14 protein-coding genes are annotated in these 15,573 nt (G+C 57.7%); 8 read left to right on the forward strand and 6 right to left on the reverse strand.

Annotated features, from left to right (window positions below; genetic code table 11):
- Window positions 1-31 precede the first annotated feature (31 nt).
- Window positions 32-2,266, reverse strand: a complete 2,235-nt coding sequence (locus MSNKSG1_RS05560) for a TonB-dependent receptor plug domain-containing protein (protein ID WP_227497959.1) — start codon at window positions 2,264-2,266, stop codon at window positions 32-34.
- A 124-nt stretch (window positions 2,267-2,390) separates the two neighbouring features.
- Between MSNKSG1_RS05560 and MSNKSG1_RS05565 the strand changes: the two genes are divergently transcribed.
- On the forward strand, window positions 2,391-3,026 hold the full coding sequence (locus MSNKSG1_RS05565; protein ID WP_040886659.1) for a hypothetical protein: 636 nt from the start codon (window positions 2,391-2,393) through the stop codon (window positions 3,024-3,026).
- On the opposite strand, the gene MSNKSG1_RS05570 is transcribed toward MSNKSG1_RS05565, so the two are convergent.
- The 4 genes from MSNKSG1_RS05570 to MSNKSG1_RS05585 all read right to left on the reverse strand — a co-directional run bounded on the left by MSNKSG1_RS05570 (window position 2,982) and on the right by MSNKSG1_RS05585 (window position 7,264).
- Complete coding sequence (locus tag MSNKSG1_RS05570; RefSeq protein ID WP_008938269.1) at window positions 2,982-4,010, reverse strand: bile acid:sodium symporter family protein; 1,029 nt, start codon at window positions 4,008-4,010, stop codon at window positions 2,982-2,984. The genes MSNKSG1_RS05565 and MSNKSG1_RS05570 overlap by 45 nt on opposite strands.
- Window positions 4,007-4,690 (reverse strand): FadR/GntR family transcriptional regulator, encoded by a 684-nt coding sequence (locus MSNKSG1_RS05575; RefSeq protein WP_008938270.1) that lies wholly within the window; start codon window positions 4,688-4,690, stop codon window positions 4,007-4,009. Before MSNKSG1_RS05575 ends, MSNKSG1_RS05570 begins: the two co-directional genes overlap by 4 nt.
- An 82-nt stretch (window positions 4,691-4,772) precedes the next feature.
- Window positions 4,773-6,251, reverse strand: a complete 1,479-nt coding sequence (locus tag MSNKSG1_RS05580) for a flavin-containing monooxygenase (RefSeq protein ID WP_008938271.1) — start codon at window positions 6,249-6,251, stop codon at window positions 4,773-4,775.
- Between the two features lie 107 nt (window positions 6,252-6,358).
- A complete protein-coding gene (locus tag MSNKSG1_RS05585; RefSeq protein ID WP_008938272.1) occupies window positions 6,359-7,264 on the reverse strand; it encodes a LysR family transcriptional regulator in 906 nt (301 codons plus the stop codon).
- Window positions 7,265-7,392: 128 nt separating this feature from the next.
- Between MSNKSG1_RS05585 and MSNKSG1_RS05590 the strand changes: the two genes are divergently transcribed.
- Window positions 7,393-9,009 carry an NADH-quinone oxidoreductase subunit L gene (locus MSNKSG1_RS05590; protein WP_008938273.1) on the forward strand — a complete coding sequence of 539 codons (1,617 nt, stop codon included), beginning with the start codon at window positions 7,393-7,395 and terminating at the stop codon, window positions 9,007-9,009.
- On the forward strand, window positions 9,006-11,498 hold the full coding sequence (locus MSNKSG1_RS05595) for a YbcC family protein (protein ID WP_008938274.1): 2,493 nt from the start codon (window positions 9,006-9,008) through the stop codon (window positions 11,496-11,498). Before MSNKSG1_RS05590 ends, MSNKSG1_RS05595 begins: the two co-directional genes overlap by 4 nt.
- On the opposite strand, the gene MSNKSG1_RS05600 is transcribed toward MSNKSG1_RS05595, so the two are convergent.
- Entirely contained in the window at window positions 11,407-12,375 is a 969-nt protein-coding gene (locus tag MSNKSG1_RS05600; RefSeq protein WP_008938275.1) for a beta-ketoacyl-ACP synthase III, read from the reverse strand. The genes MSNKSG1_RS05595 and MSNKSG1_RS05600 overlap by 92 nt on opposite strands.
- A gap of 187 nt (window positions 12,376-12,562) precedes the next feature.
- On the opposite strand from MSNKSG1_RS05600, the gene MSNKSG1_RS05605 reads away from it, so the two are divergent.
- The 5 genes from MSNKSG1_RS05605 to MSNKSG1_RS05625 all read left to right on the forward strand — a co-directional run bounded on the left by MSNKSG1_RS05605 (window position 12,563) and on the right by MSNKSG1_RS05625 (window position 15,531).
- Window positions 12,563-12,805, forward strand: coding sequence for a YdcH family protein (locus MSNKSG1_RS05605; RefSeq protein ID WP_008938276.1), 243 nt, complete (start codon window positions 12,563-12,565; stop codon window positions 12,803-12,805).
- A 274-nt stretch (window positions 12,806-13,079) separates the two neighbouring features.
- Window positions 13,080-13,589: a hypothetical protein gene (locus MSNKSG1_RS05610; protein ID WP_008938277.1), complete on the forward strand. Its 510-nt coding sequence runs from the start codon at window positions 13,080-13,082 to the stop codon at window positions 13,587-13,589.
- Between the two features lie 93 nt (window positions 13,590-13,682).
- Window positions 13,683-14,102 (forward strand): TA system antitoxin ParD family protein, encoded by a 420-nt coding sequence (locus tag MSNKSG1_RS05615; RefSeq protein ID WP_008938278.1) that lies wholly within the window; start codon window positions 13,683-13,685, stop codon window positions 14,100-14,102.
- Window positions 14,099-14,677, forward strand: coding sequence for an AAA family ATPase (locus MSNKSG1_RS05620; RefSeq protein WP_083870974.1), 579 nt, complete (start codon window positions 14,099-14,101; stop codon window positions 14,675-14,677). Before MSNKSG1_RS05615 ends, MSNKSG1_RS05620 begins: the two co-directional genes overlap by 4 nt.
- Before the next feature lie 23 nt (window positions 14,678-14,700).
- On the forward strand, window positions 14,701-15,531 hold the full coding sequence (locus MSNKSG1_RS05625; RefSeq protein ID WP_008938280.1) for an acyl-CoA thioesterase: 831 nt from the start codon (window positions 14,701-14,703) through the stop codon (window positions 15,529-15,531).
- Window positions 15,532-15,573 lie beyond the last annotated feature (42 nt).

The following is a 15,573-nucleotide window of genomic DNA, read 5'->3' on the forward strand; positions in this document are numbered from 1 at the left end:
CCGGGTCAACGTGTCCTTTCCCTGTTATACGTCAGAATCTCAAACCGGCTTCAACGTAAAACTGATTTGGATCCTTGATGTTGTTATCGGTGCGCAGCACCGGTTCATCGTTCACGTAATGCTGCATCGTCATCGCCAGCTGACCGGTAACCCGAGGCATGTAAAAGGTCTTGGCCAGACGGAAGTCAATTCGCTGAGACAGCGTGTCGTTTATGTTATTCGCCCAGTACATGGCACTGGAGAATTTCAGGTTATAGGGCAATTCCTGAATGGCCGCGACACTGCCGGAGTGCCTTGCGGACAAGCGGCTCATGAGACTGACGGCTTTGTTCTGAACCTTTTGCGACACGTCTGACGGACCGGTATACCATCCATCCTGGTCCAGGTAGCCATAGGTCGTCCGCAGCGTCGTGCCGGGAAACTGGAGCTGTGCTTCAACCTCGAATCCTTGCTGGTCGATGGCGACATTGTTGTCGATGTTCCAGGTATCGAAGGAAATGAACCCACTGATCATATCCCTCATATGATCATCGAACGCGCGGACCTCGAGCTGGAACATGCCTTCGTCGAGCGGAAACTGGCCAAAATAGCTGATTTCTCGGGAGACAATCCGCTCCGCATCCAGCTTCTGGCCAAGTGTCGACGTGGCAGGGTCTTCCAGGAGGTCTGTGGTGTCAGCGCGAATTCCGTCATACACGGAGAATTGAGAGGGTGCGATATCGCGCAACGTATAGCCGTAGTCCGGGGATTGCTCATAGGAATCCGGTGTCCTGACCGCCTCTGAATACACAAAGCGTAGCGCATGATGAGAGTTCAGCACGAAGTTGGCCGCCAACCTCGGTGAAAAATAATCGTCGTGCGTGGTCGTGGTCCGCTCCCAGTTGCCCCCAGCATTGAGTGTCAGCCAGTGGACGGGGGTGTATTCCAGGTTTCCAAAGACACGGCTCTGGTAATCATGCCCGGTGCCACTGAAATAGGTCTCGGAAGTGTAGGTATCTTCGCGGTAGCCAATACCGGAAACCAGTTTCAGGTCCGGGTTGAAAACCCGGGTATCCTGCAGTTCAAATTCAAGTCGGGAGTCCTCGATATCGGCGTTAACCAACGCTGTGAAAGGGTCCGTCGAGGGATCGAAGCAGGTGCCGGGGTTCGCGACCAATGGCGTGCCATTGTCCAGACAGGTGAGCACGCTCGAAGGCTGCAGTATGTGCCAGCGCTGATGCCGTTTAAAACTCTCGTAGCTGATCTGCAGATGGTAAAAATGATCGGAAGAGGGCGTGAAATTGAGCTTGGTTTGCATGTGCAGGTCCCGAACATCGATGTCGGGGTTTTCCTGGGCGTTCAGTTCGCCATCTTCCAGACGGTCTTCCTCATTGATCCCGTCGACCACGCCCGCGCGGAACTCGGCGTTGAATCCGGAGTTGAGGTTTAACCGGGAATCGTAGTTGAGCACGTTCATGTCGTGGCCGTTATGGTACGGATTCTGGTCGTATCGGCCGGTATCGGAATTGTGTTTTATGGCGTAGTCAAACCCATCCGACTGACGCTTTTCAAACGCCACCCGCCAGTCGTAATCGCTGCTGGCGTCGCCGACCGACGCGAAGCTGCGCATATACTGCCGGGAGCCACGAACGGTGCGCAGTTCAACACCGGCAGTGTCCGCAGGATCCCGGGTAATAAAGTTGATCGTTCCCAGAAAGGCATTGATGCCGTACGCCGCCGAGTTGGGTCCCCGTGCCACTTCCACCCGCTCGATCATTTCCAGGGGGACCGGCATGCTCTGCCAGTCCATGTCCGCCAGGGTAGTGCGATAGGCAGTTCGCCCATCCACCAGAACCTGCATGCGCCGCTGTTCGTAGTGAACGGTGCCATGGTAGGTGACCACGGGTTGATCACTACCGACAGCGGTCACTACCATGCCGGGCACAAGGCGGAAGATCTCTGCGAGACTCATGACGCCCAGGTCACGGATCATATCCCCGTCGATGACCGTGGTAGATCCGGGAACCCGAACTTTGGGCTGTCGCAGTCGTGTCGTCGTTAATACTTCCGGTACGTTTTGGTCGAATCCGTAAAATCCGGTGTCCGGCGATAACGTGGTGCTGCCTGCCTCCTGGGACCAGGCATTGGAGGATAGAAGTAGCAGTGAGCCACCAAGAATCCAGAGCGGTCGAATGGAGGTTGAAATCGCGCGATGGAGCGGGTTTTCTGTGAAACCGGAGTTCGTAACGGTCGTGGATATCGTTTTATAATTTGTCTTGCCGAGCACAGTGAAAGCCTGATTTTTGGTTACAGATTTTTTATGTCCCTATCGTAAGGGACCCGTCCATATTTGTCTTTGAAATAATGTAATCTCTTTAGTCATACCAAGACCGCACGGGAGTGATTGCCGAATGAGTTGCTGGGACATACTGGGAATAGAGCCGACACAGGATCGGGAGCGAATCCGTGCAGCCTACGAGCAGCAGCTCAAGTTTGCATCGCAAGAGGAATCCCGGCGACTCGCGGATGCCCTTCGTGAAGCCCTGGGGGAGCCGCTTTCCGAACCAGAAATGCCCGTCGCTTCACCCTCGGTTCAGTCTGAATCTTCCCACGCCGAGCCCCAGCCGCTGGATGCTCAGGATGGTCAGGTTGTCCGTGAGGTGGTCATCCAGGTCAACGCGCTCCTGAATGATAGTAAACGCAGTGAGGATGTCGGTATCTGGAAGGCGATTCTCTGTGAACCGCCGGCTGACAAACCCGCTGTCAGGTCGGCCATTGCAGAGCGTCTCGAAGCCCAGCTGAAACCGACTGCGGAAAATGGCGGTTTGCCGGCGCCGGTTGCGCGCTTTCTCGGGGACTGGTTTGAGTGGCATTCCCTAAAGGCTGTTCCGGAACCGGACGAACCCGGCGTAATGGCAGAACCCGATCGGCCAGATGATGACGAAGAGCAGCCGCCGCAGATGGTCAATTTCTGGCCGGCGGTGGTTGGCTGGATCATTGGTCTAGCGATCCTCGCCGCCATTTTCGGGGGCATGGGCGGCCACTGACCGGTGGGCTGCCTCGATCTTCTCGCGGTATTTCCGGGCAAGGATTGCCCCGACGATAACCTGGATCTGGTTGTAGCACATGATCGGTAATACGATCATGCCGAACCCGGGATGTCCGGAAAACAGCACCTTTGCCATTGGCAATCCCGATGCCAGACTCTTTTTGGACCCGCAAAAGACCACGGCCGTCTCGTCTTCAAGGCTGAATCCAAACCGGCGCACCAGAAAACGCGCCATCAGCATGAACAGCGCCAGAAGCCCCAGGCACAACAGTATCGCAAAGACGATGGCCTGAATCGGCAGGTTTTGCCAGAGGCCGCTTTCCACAGAATGGGAGAATGCCGAATATACGATCAACCAGATAACGGCCTGATCGTATTTCGCCATGAGTTTCTCGTTACGAGCGAGATATCCCCCGAGCCACGGCCTGAGTGCATGGCCTACCGCAAAGGGCAACAGGAGCTGGATGACGATGTCCTTCAGCGCCTGACCAACGGAAAAATCCCCGGTCCCGGACGTGCTCACCACCAACAACAGCAGGAAGGGCGTCAGCATCATTCCAAACACGTTGGAGGCAGCGGCGCTGCAAATGGCGGCCGGAACGTTGCCCCTGGCCATGGCGGTATAGGCAATGGAAGACGAAACAGCAGACGGCAGGACACCCAGGTAGAGAAAGCCCAGCCCCAGGTCGGCGGGCATCCATTGGGGAATGATGCCGGACAGGCCGTTGATGGGCAGCACCGCGAGCGGGAAAAAGACAAACGTCAGGCTGGTGATGAGAATGTGCAGTCGCCAGTGTGTGGCACCTGCCACGATCTGTTCCCGGGAGAGGGCGGCCCCGTGGAAGAAGAAGAGCAGGGCGACCGCCACGGAGCCTGCCAGGGCCAGCCCGTCGGCAGCGTTGCCTGTAACCGGCAAAAATGAAGCGAGGACAATGGCGCCCAGAAGAAGCAGGGTAAAGAGATCGATTCGGAGTCTGTTCATCGGGACCTGGCTCCGGATTTTAAAACGCTGAGGCTCGGGTCTAGCAGCGCCCGCGCGAGACTGGCTGCCCGGGCAGCGTCACCCCGACGGATGGCCGCGAGCAACAGCTCGTGTTCTTCCTGGGAGGGTTCCGGCAGATCGGCGTCTTTTTCAGTGCGTTCGATGGTTTCCCCGATCCCGTGGGAAAAGTAATCGTACAATTCGACCAGGGCAGGGTTGTGGGACGCCTTAACAACGGCATGGTGAAACCGCTGGTCATGAAGGATCCGCTCCTCCAGCTGATCTGCAGACCGGGCCCTCGCATCCAGGGCGTCGGACATTAACTTCAGATCTGCCTCTGTTCGCCTGTCCGCAGCCAGTTTTGCGGCCTCTGATTCCAGCATGATCCGGACTTCCAGCTGATCCGCCAGCTGGGTGCGGGCAATACGTCTCAGGGTTTCACCGGCATCCCGGGTCGCGCGAACGTAGGTTCCGTCACCCTGACGGGTTTCCAGCATGCCGACGTGTACCAATACCCGAACGGCTTCCCGCACTGTATTCCGTCCGACGCCCAGTGAATCAGACAAATCGGACTCCACAGGGAGTTTGTCGCCAACTCGCCAGTCACCACCTTCGATGGCCTGCCGCAGGCTCTGGATCGCGGTTTCAACCAGCGATCCCTTTCGAATTTTTTCCAGCATAAAGGATCATCCGTAAAGCCGATGATCCAATCATCCTATGAATATGCGCATAATTCAATGACCACTCCGCTAACAGGCCGATTCAATGCCCGGGCGACAAGAATTGATAATCCTCTTCCCGGGCGTGACGTGTGGCCAGGCGATAAGAGAAGGTGAAGCCCGGCCAGTTCACGGAGTTTTTGCCATTTTTATCGAGGTACCAGGAACGGCATCCTGCGTTCCAGACAGAGGTTTTGAGGTCCTGCTGGACCTGCTCTGCAAATGCATCCTGGGCTTCGGCCCTGACATCCATTGCCGAACCCGGGTGCTCCTGCAGCTTTTTCAGGCAATCGAGAACATACCGGAACTGGGATTCCAGCATGTACACGATGGAATTGTGCGCGAGGTTGGTATTGGGCCCATACAGCATGAAAAAATTGGGAAATCCACTCACTGCGATCCCTTTGTAGGCTTTGGCACCGTCGCGCCAGGCCTCATTGATGGTTTTTCCTCCTCGGCCGGTAATCTCCATCGGTGAAAGGAATTCGGACGCGCGGAAGCCGGTGGCAAGGATAATGGCGTCCACCGGGTAATGATGGCCGGAACGGGTAGTAATGCCATCCGGCACAAGCCTCTCGATACCGTCAGTGATCAGATCAACGTTCGGGCGGTTAATGGCCGGATACCAGTCGTTGGAAATCAGGATCCGTTTGCAGCCGATCTGGTAGTCCGGAACGATTTTCTTGAGCTTGACCGGGTCGGAGACATGCCTGCGAGCTTCCCGACGCGCTTGCCAGGCAAAGACATCGAGCAGCCTGTTGAAGCGGGTAAACGCCAGTGCGCGACTCTCGTTTTTCCAGTAGATCAGATACCGGTAGAGCCTGTCCCAGGCGGGCACGCGTCGGAATAGCCAGTGTTCCAGTGATGAAAACGGACGGTCCGGTTTGGGGAGGACCCAGGCGGCGCTGCGCTGGAAAAGATACAGGCGGTCGACCTGCCTGGCGATCTCCGGCACAAACTGTATGGCACTGGCGCCGGTTCCGATGACCGCCACACGTTTGCCTTCCAGGTTGTAATCGTGGTTCCAGCGCGCGGAATGGAACAGGGTGCCTTCAAACCTGTCCAGCCCCTCCAGGTCGGGAATTGCTGGCTGGTTTAGCTGGCCGGTGGCGGTGATCAGAATGTCGGCCCGAAGCCTGGTGTCGTTAGACAGGGTGATGTGCCAGACATTGGCCGATGAATCAAATTCCGCCCGCGTCACTTCACTATCAAAGCGAATGTGGCCCTGTAACCCGTATTTTTCGACGCAGTGTTCCATGTAGCCGAGAATTTCACGCTGCAGGCCGAATTTTCTGGACCAGTCGTGCTTGGGTTCGAACGAATAGGAGTAGAAGTGGGACTGAACATCACAGGCGGCACCCGGGTAGGTATTGTCCCGCCAGGTCCCGCCGATCCGGTCGGATTTTTCCAGCAGCGTCAGATTGTGATACCCCGCCTCCTTGAGCTTGATGGCCATCCCCAGGCCACCAAAGCCGGTTCCGATGATAACGATGGACGGGGAGGAAGGGGCTGAACTCGGCATACTCGGGGACGCTCGCGTATTTTTCTGATTGTGTCCTCAGTATAGGGTCCGTCCAGCCACCCGGACTATGACCATAACCGCCAGAAACGATGGTCAGAAAGCCCAGTTTACGCGGGCTCTGGCGCGAAGGTCAGGAGTTCTTCGGCGGGTTGGGTCAGCAGCTGTGTGACCAGTGCCTGCTGGAACTGCCGCCGGATGCTGATGGCGTAAAACTCTTCGAAAACACCGGGCAGGGCGCCATAGTCCTGGAGTACGCCCGTCTTGAGCTCGTCGCGGACAACCACTCGTGGTAACACGGCAAAATGCCCGGTGTCCCGCGTCAGAAGGCGCATCATGGCCATATCATCCACCTCGGCGATGATCGTCGGATAGATGCCATGGTATTCGCAGAGCTGGTCGAATGCCTGTCGGATATGGCTGTCGGGGCCCGGCACAATCAGTGTTCTGCCATTGAGTGACCGTGGAACCTCCGACATTTCCGAATCCCCCGGCGGCCCGATCACGCTCACAGGCTGCCTGGCGAGTCGACGGGAACGCAGCGGGTTCTGCTCGTCGCCCTGGACCGGCTGGTTCGACAGAATCAGGTCCAGTCGATGGGCAGACAGTCGACGGAGGAGGTCGTCGAGGCTGCCACTCTGAAGCTTCAGGTCGAGATCCTTGCGGCCGAGCAGGGGGCGAAGAAACCCTTCCTGGAAATTTCGGGACAGGGTCGCCACTGCGCCGACTTTCAACACATCCCGTTTGGCGAGCATGCCGGAGCGAAACAGTTCGCCCAGTTCTTCGCCCTGCTGGAAAATAGCTTCGGCATAGCTGAAGGCGAGGCGACCGGCCTCGGAGAGTTTGAGGCGGCGGCCCTCCCGGATGAACAGATCGTGACCGAGGCTTTCCTCCAGTTTCCGGATCTGCCCGGACAACGCGGATTGTGAAATGTGCAGGGACTCGGCGGCACGAGTCAGGTGGCCGACCCGGGCGACGGTCCAGAAGTAGTACAAGTGGTGGTAATTCAGACGCATGGCTGGCGGCCTCCGACCCGTCGACGGCACATTGTTCGGTTTAAGTGAATGGTTTGATACTTATAAACCATTTTTAAGAACGTGTCATTCCCGGCAAAGTACCGTTGACGACAAACCGGGAGTGAATCATGGCTCAACCTATCAACTACCTGTCCTTAGCCACTCTCATCGTGTGGCTGGCCGCGCCCTTGGGTGTTTTTGTGCTGGCCCTGCTGTGTCAGTGGTTTCGCAGCCCCCTGAAAACCGAGCACTGCTGGCGCGTCGCCGAAGGCGTGATCCTTTTCGCAATGGCTGGAGCAGCCGTGGTTGGCGGAGCGCGGGTTCTCGATGGCTGGCTGTTTGATGCAGCCCTGGTCGAAACCGGGCGCAATCTGGGGGTATACCCGGCCGGTCTGGCGGTGTGGATGTCCCTGATGGTGGCGTTCATCGGCTGGATCATTCTGCGCTATGCCCGGGATTATCTCCGGGGCGATCCGGCACGGGATGTTTTCCTGCCCTGGTTCCTGGCGACGCTGGCGTGTGTCCAGGTGCTGGTCATCACGGACCATTTGCTGATTTTGGCAGGTGCCTGGATTGGCGTCAGCCTCTCCCTTCACCAATTGCTCACACTGTATCCGGATCGTCCGCAGGCGCGGTTGGCGGCGGCTCAAAAATTCATTGCCAGCCGTCTGGGGGATATCTGTGTCATCGCCGGTGTTCTGCTGATCGCCAATCACTACGGCAGTTTCCATCTTCAGGATCTTGATCCCTCCCGCGTGCAGAATTCGGATGGGGCGGGCGGCCTCGAAACAGCTTCAGTGCTTCTGGCGCTGGCCGCGGCCATCAAATGCGCCCAGGTGCCATTCCATGGCTGGTTGCTCCGGGTCATGGAAGCGCCTACGCCGGTTTCGGCACTGCTCCATGCCGGTATCATCAATCTGGGTGGCTTTCTCTGGCTGCGACTTTTTCCGGTGTTCGACGGGTTCACCGCTGGCCACGCAGTCCTGTTGGTCATCGGCGGCGGTACGGCACTGGTCGCGGTTGTGACAATGATGACCCAGGTATCGGTCAAGCACGCGCTGGCCTGGTCGACCATCTCGCAAATGGGGTTCATGCTGTTCGAGATCGCGCTGGGCGCCTATGCACTGGCCGCACTCCACCTGCTGGCTCATTCGCTTTACAAGGCGCATTCCTTCCTGGCTTCCGGGCGTACGGTCAAGGTCGCCGCCAGAGTGACCGAGCCGGGTGGTCTCCACATCCCGGTCTTCGCCCTGGCAATGACCTGTGGCGTCCTGGCTGGCGGGGCCCTGTGGCTCTGGCCGGGGCTGGTGGAAGGTAAATCAGTACTGGCCGGACTGCTTGTGCTGGCGGTGGTCAATCTCATCCTGGGTATTCCGGACGTTGCCAGCATGAAGAGTCGTATGCTGCTGGCGGGTATTGCGCTTGGACTGCTCCCGCTCTACGCGGCCCTGCACATGATCGTCAGCCCCGCACTTTCGTCCGGGACGGACATGGTATTGCCCGCTGCGGCGACGATCGGTGGCTGGATCATTCTGGCATCGCTGACCGCACTGTCCATTCTGGTGGTGTACTTCGGTCACTCAGGAATCGGGCGTACGCTGCACGCTTCTTTCAGCCAGGGACTCTTCCTTGAGCAACCGTTCGAACACCTGACCCGTCGAGTGGCCAGCAGGGCGCTGAATGCCCCGACATCCGGCCGTCATCATCTGACCGGTTATCCGGTTACCGCAGGAGAACATTCATGAACGCCAAGGTGCCCATGACGCTATCGTTGAACAGTATTTCGTTGATGTCCGAGGTCTGCGAAACCATTGCGCCCACCTGGCCTCTGGACCGCTGGATTGCCGTAAATCCCTGGTGGGGTTTGCGCCACCTGAGGGCCGTGGATGCGGCCGAAAAAGTGGCGCGCGACGCCGGTGTTGATGTTCTCATGCCGTTTCACTTCTACCGGACTGCCTGGGAGGGCGGACGCATCCGTGAGGGTGATCTCAGGGCGGCTCTGGCCGAGCAGGACCACAGTACGACGGTGGGTAGCCTGATCGCGTCTCTGGATCAGGTTGATCCGATCACCTCCCAGGCCATTTCGGCTACGGAACACCTTCCCTCTACCAAGGGTCGATCACCGGCCATCGAGTTGATCCAGGAGCAGATCGGTCGGGCTTGTGCGAGTTACTTTGACCAGAGGCAGGCCCGCTGGAACCGCCAAAGCCAGGATCACGGGCTATACGCCCATTGGCGGGACCTCGTTGCGCGCGATCCGATGATCTGGAGAAATACCGGGATCCCGCGTCCTGAACAGCTTGAAGGGCACCTGCCACAGTCCTGGGAAGAGAGTGCAGTGTGGGCAGCGGAAGGGCTCGATTTTTCGGAGTCCGAATTCCGCGCGCTCGCCCAACGGCACCTTTATGGTCTGATTGGCTGGGCTTCCTGGTGTCGTGGTGTGGACTGGCGCGAGATGCTCGAAGGCCGAGACTCCTCCACCTGCTGTGAGCTGCTGACGATTTTCCTGGTCTGGGAGCGCTGGGCGACCGAAGCTCTGCCGGTGGAAGGAAAAGCCGAATTGCAAAGGGCTCGTAAACGGCACCGCGACCAGGCTGCTGGCCCGGACCCGTATCGCTGGATCTGGCAAAGGGCCTATGAACTGGCCTGGACAAGGAGCCTGGAACAGAAGCTCAAAGCCGCTGCCAACCTGAATACCGGAAGAATGACCCCCGCGGTCCAGGCCGTATTCTGCATCGACGTTCGTTCCGAGGTAATCCGTCGTCATCTGGAAAACGGTCGGCCAGGCATTCAGACGCTGGGATTCGCGGGCTTTTTCGGTATTCCGGTAACGCATAAAAAGCCCGGACCCGGAGACGAGGAACCCAGGCTCCCGGGCCTGTTGGCGCCCCGTTACCGGTTCAACGAGACGATCGGCACGAATGAAGAGAACCTGCAACTCAACCGTCGTCTGGATCAGCGTGAAATGAATCGTGAGACGGTTCGTCGTGCCAAATACAGCAGCCTGTCGACCTTCACGCTCGTGGAAACCACGGGGCTGGCCTGGGCCTGGAAACTGGTGCGCGACAGCCTGAATCGTAATGGATCCCGTTCGAAACCGGATCAGGGCGAGGCTCACGGGCGACTGCACCACGTCCATGGTGGCGATCCGGTCGGGGATCTGGAGCGGGTGGATCTGGCAGAGAATCTGCTCAGAGGCATGTCTCTGACGGACCATTTCGCGAGTCTGCTCCTGTTTGTCGGTCATGGTAGCCATACAGACAATAATCCCAACGAAGCCGGTCTCGCTTGTGGAGCCTGCGGAGGAAAAAGCGGGGGCGTCAATGCCCGCATTGCGGCTGAGCTCATCAATGATCGTGCCGTGAGAGCCGGACTTGTCGCCCGGGGGATACAGATTCCGGATTTCTGCCACGCGGTGGCCGCTGAACACTGCACGGTGACAGATCGGGTCAGGATCCTCGATCGACACACGGTGCCGGATTCGCACCTCATCCGTTTGCAGGAACTGGAGGAGGCCTTCGCCGATGCGGGCAACGCGGCTCGGCGTGAGCGGGCCTGTGCGCTTGGCCTGAATGGCCTTTCCGACGATGATCTCTTGAAAGCCGTGGAGAAGCGCACGGTGAACTGGGCCGAAGTCCGTCCCGAATGGGGGTTGGCGAACAATGCGGCGATCATCTTTGCCAAGCGTTCCCGCAGTCGGGGTACAGACCTTGGCGGGCGCTGCTTCCTGCACGACTACGATCCGGACAAGGATCAGGACGGCAAGATCCTGGCGGGATTGATGACCGCGCCGATGGTTGTTGCCAACTGGATTAATTTGCAGTACTTCGCGTCGGTCGTGTCACCGGAGGTCTACGGTGCCGGCAATAAGCTCCTGCATTCCGTGGTTGGCGGGAATATCGGTGTCATTGAGGGCAATGGCGCCGATTTGCGAATCGGTCTGCCCATTCAGTCGGTGCACGATGGACGCCATTGGCGTCACGAACCGGTGCGCCTGACGGTAGTGATCGATGCGCCCGAAGCCCGGATTCATCAGATACTGAACGATCATGACGATGTTGCCGCCCTGGTTCGCAATCAGTGGCTGTGGTTGTACCGCCTGGGTGACGATGGCGAACTGGTGGCGGTCGCGGAACCGGGGATCAATACCGAAGCAGGGCAGAGCCCCAGGAAAAACCGCCACCAAACGCTTCGAGAAGGAGCGTCTCTCCTCGCTGGATTCTGCCGTCCCTGACGGCAGCGTCCAGCGCGAGAGGGATGGAGGCGGCGGAGGTGTTACCGTGCTTGTTTACGGTGACCACCACCCGGTCCATGCCGAGCTTCAATTTTTTTGCGGTGGCAGAGATGATGCGCAGGTTAGCCTGATGAGGCACCAGCCAGTCAACGTCCGATTTTTCCATATTGTTGGCAGCGAGGGTTTCGTCAACAATTTTGCCGAGGGTGTTCACCGCTACCTTGAACACCTCGTTACCCTTCATTTCAACAAAGGCCTGGCCGGCCTTTACCCTGTCAAAGCCGTCTGCGATGCCGCAGGGAACGTGCAACAGGTCTTCGTACTGGCCGTCTGCGTGGATGTGTGTGGACAGAATGCCGGTTTCTTCATTGGCCTCGAGCACCACGGCGCCGGCGCCATCGCCGAACAGCACGCAGGTCCCACGGTCTTCCCAGTTGACGATGCGGGAAAACACTTCCGCGCCAATCACCAGAGCCCGTTTGCTGCTGCCGGTCTTGATGAACTTGTCGGCCACGGAGAGGGCATAGACGAAACCACTGCATACGGCCTGGATATCGAAGGCCGGGCAGCCATGAATGTCCAGGCGGGCCTGCAGGATACAGGCGGAACTCGGGAAGATCTTGTCAGGGGTGGAGGTTGCAAACACGATCAGATCGATGTCGTCGGGTTTGAGGCCCGCCGCTTCTATCGCTCGCCGGGACGCCTGCTCCGCAAGGTCAACGGTGGTTTCGCCATCCGCTGCAATGTGTCTCTGCTCGATACCGGTACGTTCCCGAATCCATTCGTCCGTGGTATCGACCATCGACTCCATGTCCTTATTGGTCAGGACTTTTTCCGGAAGATAGGAGCCAGTGCCGATGATTCGGGCGTAGGTCATGCGTTGGATTCCTCAGATGAACGGTATTTCTGTCGGGCTACGGCGAGCCAATACCAACATCCTATAAGCTTTGGCCCGACGGGGGCATTAGCGATTTGTCAAAGACCCCCATGAACTTGACCATCTCTACTATGATGAAGGTGGAGCAGAACGCTCCTTATTGACCAATATACGGAGGCTAATAACGATGGGTATTACCAGCCATGAACTCCACAAGGAATTTCCCCAGTTCAAGGACAGGATTGAAGAACTGAAGGCCAGCGACACCGGGTTCAGTGAAAAGCTGACTCGTTACACCGAGCTGGATCAGGAAATAGAAGGGCTGGAAAAGAGGGAAGGACCCATTGGTGATGACAAAATGCATCGACTGAAGCAATGGAGGGCTCAGTTGAAGGACGAACTCTACACGAGACTGTCGAACGGACAATAGGGCATTCCGGTTGTGGCGCCCGGCATTACCACGGGCGTCACTTTAAAGTGATCTCTCTACCATTTCATTTCCCTTTTTTTACATCCGCGCACCGAATTTCCTACAGGGCTCACGTTCCCCGGTCGTCGTTCGTGATCTAATACCGCGCAAAAAATAATACGTATCTGACACGAATGACTCAGGGAGATCGGCCATGAAGGGCTTTAAAAACCTTACCTTGTATATAAGGTTTGCACTGTTAGTGTCTGTAATATCAGTATTTATTTCCGGCTGCATGCCTGGAACCATTGAAACTGCTGTCGGGACGGGTTTTGTTTACGAGCAGAAGCAGAACTACGCCCATCAACACGATGTTGAAAAGGCGGTAGATACTTATATCAAGGACCACGCGGATTCGCCCTGTGAGAACGGGGAAGACCGGGTTATTGATTCAGCGGTCGAAATCATCAAGAAGTACCGTCTCACTGGCTTTGATGAGGTTCTGGGTCGTCTCGAAACGATCTATTCGGATCAGGGCCAACCCGATGCCGTGAGGGCGGCAGCGCTCTACAACATGGCTATCCTGCATTCACGCCGGGATGAGGGGGCAGACCGGGTGATTGCACGGGAATATTTCAAGCGACTCTATGTGGAATTTCCCAACCATTACCGTTGTATCTTCGAGGACTCCGCCTGGCGGGATCGCATGATCGAAAAGCAGCTTTTACTGCCGGGCGAGACCGTTGAATCCTTCCTTGAAGATGCGCGTAAGGAAGTGGAGGCGCGCCAGTCGCAAGAGCGATAGGGTTGCCGTTGCCCGCACTGTCGATCAGTATGAAAGCGGTGTAGCGATCTGCTACAATTGTATTGTGTGTTGGATGAGAGAGGTAAGGTGACCATGGCCAAAGCACAATCTCCGCTCCGCCTGGAAGCAGGCCTGGTTGAAAAAGCCACGCTGACCGGCCGACAGATGCATCGGTCAACCGCCGAACAGATCGAGTACTGGGCGGAAATCGGGCAGCGTGTGTCGCGTGTTCTCAGCCCCGAGATGCTTACCCGTATCTGTTCGGGGCTTGCCAGGATTCAGATCGAAGCCATCAAAGGCGAGCCGGTTAATCCGGACGCAGTCTTCGCGGCGCTGGACCAGCGCCGGCAGAGCGGGGAACTGGCGCGCCAGGTGACCGGTTCCGGAGTACGTTACCAGGCGTCTGCCTCGTCCCCCGGTTTGCTTGAGGAAATTGACGGGCAGGGCAACGTTCGCATCGGACACTTCCTGGATGGTCAGTTTGTTCCTGAAGAGTCTGAGGCAACTCTTTGACCAAAAAGCAATTATGGGTTGTGGTCGGTGGTAATGGTGCCGGAAAGAGCACGTTTTACCGCCTTTTCCTTGAGCCCCTGGGAATGCCGTTCGTCAACGCCGATGTCATCGCACGGGAGATGTTTCCCGACGATCCGGAGGGCCACAGTTACGAGGCCGCACGCCACGCCGATGCGATCCGGGAAGACATCATCGTCCAGGGCGGTAGTTTCTGTTTCGAGACGGTTTTTTCCCACGTGTCCAAAGTGGACTTTCTGGCAAAGGCCCGGGCCCTTGGCTATCAGATCATTCTGGTGGTCGTACACGTATCGTCCGTCTCGCTCAACCGGGCTCGCATTGGCCAGAGGGTTAAAGAGGGCGGTCATTCGGTACCGGACGACAAGGTGGCAACCCGGATTCCACGAACTCTGGATAATGTCCGAAAAGCGTTACCTTTGTGCGATCAGGTTCGTTTCCTCGACAATTCCAGTGCACAAGACCCCTTTGTGCCCCTCGCTACGCTGGTGGAAGGCGAAACAACGTTCCTTATCGATTCGCCACCGGAGTGGCTTTTGGATATTCTCGATCCGGACTGAATTAACCTCCTCAGGAGCCTCAAATGACGCAGTATTGTGCACTCCATCCGCTGGATCAGGCGACGAGCCTTGAGTCTCTTGGCGACGATCGATATCGGGGCCGGTTCCCGCCGTCCTACTTTAATATGGTCGGTCCGTTCGGCGGTGTTATCGCCTCAACCCTGCTGAACGCTGTGCTGTCCCATCCGAAACGCCATGGTGATCCGGTCAGTATGACCATCAACTTTGCCGGACCGGTTGATGACACCGACTACGAGATCCTCGCCCGGCCCGCCCGCACCAATCGATCTACCCAACACTGGACGGTTGAACTGATCCAGCATGGCCAGCCGGCCATAACCGGAACTGTGTTTCTCGCCATCCGCCGGGACTCCTGGGAGGGCTCGGATATCCAAATGCCAGAGGTGCCGGAGCCTGCAAAGGTGGAGGTGCTGGACACTACCGGGTACCGGCCCTGGATGAACAATTACGAATTCCGGGTGGTTGACGGACACTTCCATCCCGATGGGTCCGCGCCGGCCCAGCGAGATTCCCATTCCACCCTCTGGATGCGGGACGAACCTCCACGCCCGCTCGACTTTCTCTCGCTGATGGCCCTGAGTGACTGCTTCTTCCCACGCATATTCATACGGCAACAACAGCGGGCCCTGGTCGGCACGGTTTCCATGACCACCTACTTCCATGGCGACGCGGAATCGCTCAGACAGCAGGGCAGCCGCCCCTTACTGGGCGTGGCCAGGGCACAGCGCTATTTCCGGGGGTATTTTGACCAGGTTGGTGAGCTCTGGGGGGAGCACGGTGAGCTCCTCGCCAGCACTCACCAGATCGTTTACTTCAAATCCGAAGGCTTCTGATTTTCCGAACAGTCTCCTGGCAGACCGCGAATTTCAGTTTCG

This window comes from Marinobacter santoriniensis NKSG1, from assembly GCF_000347775.1.
GTDB lineage: Bacteria > Pseudomonadota > Gammaproteobacteria > Pseudomonadales > Oleiphilaceae > Marinobacter > Marinobacter santoriniensis.

Excerpts from the sequence above, each read along its gene's own strand:
- MSNKSG1_RS05575 (WP_008938270.1), bottom strand. The coding sequence starts at position 4,690 with ATGCTGGAAAAAATTCGAAAGGGATCGCTGGTTGAAACCGCGATCCAG.
- MSNKSG1_RS05615 (WP_008938278.1), top strand. The coding sequence starts at position 13,683 with ATGGCCAAAGCACAATCTCCGCTCCGCCTGGAAGCAGGCCTGGTTGAA.
- MSNKSG1_RS05595 (WP_008938274.1), top strand. The coding sequence starts at position 9,006 with ATGAACGCCAAGGTGCCCATGACGCTATCGTTGAACAGTATTTCGTTG.
- MSNKSG1_RS05600 (WP_008938275.1), bottom strand. The coding sequence starts at position 12,375 with ATGACCTACGCCCGAATCATCGGCACTGGCTCCTATCTTCCGGAAAAA.
- MSNKSG1_RS05565 (WP_040886659.1), top strand. The coding sequence starts at position 2,391 with ATGAGTTGCTGGGACATACTGGGAATAGAGCCGACACAGGATCGGGAG.
- MSNKSG1_RS05625 (WP_008938280.1), top strand. The coding sequence starts at position 14,701 with ATGACGCAGTATTGTGCACTCCATCCGCTGGATCAGGCGACGAGCCTT.
- MSNKSG1_RS05580 (WP_008938271.1), bottom strand. The coding sequence starts at position 6,251 with ATGCCGAGTTCAGCCCCTTCCTCCCCGTCCATCGTTATCATCGGAACC.
- MSNKSG1_RS05590 (WP_008938273.1), top strand. The coding sequence starts at position 7,393 with ATGGCTCAACCTATCAACTACCTGTCCTTAGCCACTCTCATCGTGTGG.
- MSNKSG1_RS05605 (WP_008938276.1), top strand. The coding sequence starts at position 12,563 with ATGGGTATTACCAGCCATGAACTCCACAAGGAATTTCCCCAGTTCAAG.
- MSNKSG1_RS05570 (WP_008938269.1), bottom strand. The coding sequence starts at position 4,010 with ATGAACAGACTCCGAATCGATCTCTTTACCCTGCTTCTTCTGGGCGCC.
- MSNKSG1_RS05585 (WP_008938272.1), bottom strand. The coding sequence starts at position 7,264 with ATGCGTCTGAATTACCACCACTTGTACTACTTCTGGACCGTCGCCCGG.
- MSNKSG1_RS05610 (WP_008938277.1), top strand. The coding sequence starts at position 13,080 with ATGCCTGGAACCATTGAAACTGCTGTCGGGACGGGTTTTGTTTACGAG.